Origin of the sequence: Ideonella azotifigens, assembly GCF_006519715.1 — a bacterium.
GTDB classification, from domain to species: domain Bacteria; phylum Pseudomonadota; class Gammaproteobacteria; order Burkholderiales; family Burkholderiaceae_C; genus Ideonella; species Ideonella azotifigens.
In genome coordinates this window covers 1-2,157 of record NZ_VIDT01000821.1, presented here as the reverse complement: position 1 = coordinate 2,157, position 2,157 = coordinate 1, and the positions used below count along the sequence as shown (strand labels likewise).

2 protein-coding genes are annotated in these 2,157 nt (G+C 69.8%); both read right to left on the bottom strand.

Features of this window, described 5'->3' with window-relative positions; genetic code table 11:
* Positions 1–1,059: sigma 54-interacting transcriptional regulator (locus tag FKP22_RS28060; protein WP_170201141.1), on the bottom strand; the 1,059-nt coding region annotated here is incomplete at its 3' end.
* A gap of 299 nt (positions 1,060–1,358) precedes the next feature.
* The coding region (locus tag FKP22_RS28055; RefSeq protein ID WP_141291338.1) for a cytochrome P450 at positions 1,359–2,157 on the bottom strand (799 nt) is incomplete at its 5' end.

The window sequence follows — 2,157 nt, the reverse complement described above, 5'->3', positions numbered from 1 at the left end:
GCGGGCAATGGTGCGCTCCAGTTCGGAGACGTTTTCCGGCCAGTCGTAGCCGCGGCAGGCCTGCAGCAGCTCGGCGCTGCAACGCTGGGGCGCGGAGAAGCCATGGCGCTCCAGCGTGGCGCTGATCAGCGCCTCCATGTCGTCCTCGCGCACGCGCAGCGGCGGCAGCTCGGCGCCGAGGAAGTCCAGCTCGGCCAGCAAGGCCCTGGAGAACCCGGCTTCAGCGCCCAGCCGCGACAGGTCCGCGGTGGCCGAGGCAATGATGCGTGCGCCGTTGGCCTCGGTAGCCTCGCCAAGATGGGTCGGGCAAAGGTGTTGCAGGTGGCGGTGCAGCTGGGTCTGCAGCCGCGGGCTCAGCTCGTCAATGCCGTTCAGGAACAGCGTGCCGCCCTGGGCGCTGGCCAGCCACTGGGCCGGCTCGCCTGCAGGGTCTGCGCAATGTACCTCGACCACCGGACCGGCACTGCGCCGGCTGCCCACATGGATGGCCGCGGCCGCCCAGGCCTTCTCGGTGCCGAACTCGCCGTGCAGCAGCACCGGCAGGTCACTGCCCGCCGCGCGTTCGATGAAGCATTCCAGCGCGTGCAGCGGCTGGCTGATGCCCACCAGCAGGCTGGCCCGGCGCAGCTGCCGGCGCGACCAGGCCTGAACCCGGTAGCGGTGCGCCAGGTAGGCACACCGCTTGGCAAAATGCGCCACCCCATCGGCATGCTGCGCGCCACCCTCGGCCTGCGCATGCCAGCCCAGCGTGAGCTCGCCGATCGGCATGCCGGCGTAGTGGGCGGTGAACGCGGTCTGCACGCCGGTCGCCGGCTGCGGATGACCTTCCAGCGGCAGCCAGCCCTGCTCCCAGGCCGCGTCGTGCCAGCGGGTGCCAATGCCACCCGCCGGTTCGCCGTGAAAGCTCAGCCGGCCCACACCGCTGACTTCCAGGCTGCCATGCTGCACCGGCAGCTGCGCCATCAAGGCGCAGGCCAGGCCGCTCAATACCGCGGGCAAGTCGCGATGCGGGCGATAGGCGCCACGGACCAGCGCGTCGACCTGCGCCGTCGAAACCATCGCTTGACCCGCCGTCGCTTGCACCGCCCGTTCTGATCCAGGCACCGTCGACCCAACGTGATGTTTTTGAGCTCTTCGAGAGATGCTCAGCCTCTCGGTCCGAAGAGCAAGGATCACAAGGGCTGGCCATAAAGGGCAGGCGCCTTGCAGCGCAACTTCCTGGACCCAGCATAGGTGACAGCGCGCACGGCCGGACCTGTCAGGCCTGACAGGCAGTCCCCTCAGCCTGGAGGACGTTTCCCCCCTCCGATTGACGATGGCTCAGCACATGAGCTGATGCGCCAAACAATGACAGCTGCTCAGCCCTGCAGCTGCAGCACCGACGGGGCATGTGCATGCCGTGCCGGCATCACCGGCAGGCTGCGCAGGCCGCGGTACAGCGCATCGGGAATCCAGTCGGGCTGCGCGGCCAGCAACTGCGGCGGCTCGGGCCAGCGCTGCAACATCTGCTGCAACACCACCTCGGCTTCCATCTGCGTGAGCGCCGCGCCAATGCAGACGTGCGGGCCGGTGCCAAACGCCAGCGACGCGCCCTGCTGGCGCGCCAGGTCCAACTGCTCGGCCTCGCTGAAACGGGCTTCGTCGCGATTCGCGCAGCCGATCATCGCCAGCACGAGCTCGCCGCGGCGGATGGTCTGGCCATGCCACTGCACATCGGCCACCGCGCGGCGGCCGGTGTATTGCACCGGGGTTTCCAGCCGCAGCACCTCGCGCACCGCGCGTGGAATCAGGTCAGGCTGCTCACGCAGCATGCGCCAGCGCAGCGGGTCGCAGGCCAGCGTCTGCACCAGGCTGCCAATCAGGTGGCGTGTGGTCTCGTGGCCGGCGAACAGCAGCATCACGCATTGCGCCAGCAGTTCGGCATCGCTGGTGATGCGGCCCTCGGCCTGGCCTTGCAGCAGGCGGTCCAGCAGGTCGGCCACCGGCCGGTCCGGTGTCTGCTGGCGTGCGCTCAGCACGACTTCGAAGCCGCGCGCCAGCCGCAGCATCGCGCGCTGGGCGCGGCGGGCCTGCAGTTCGCTGGGCTGGGCCGCGCCGATGAAGGCAGCCAGGTCGTCGGACGAGGCCACGCTGAAGAGTTCCGGGTCTTCGTCGGAC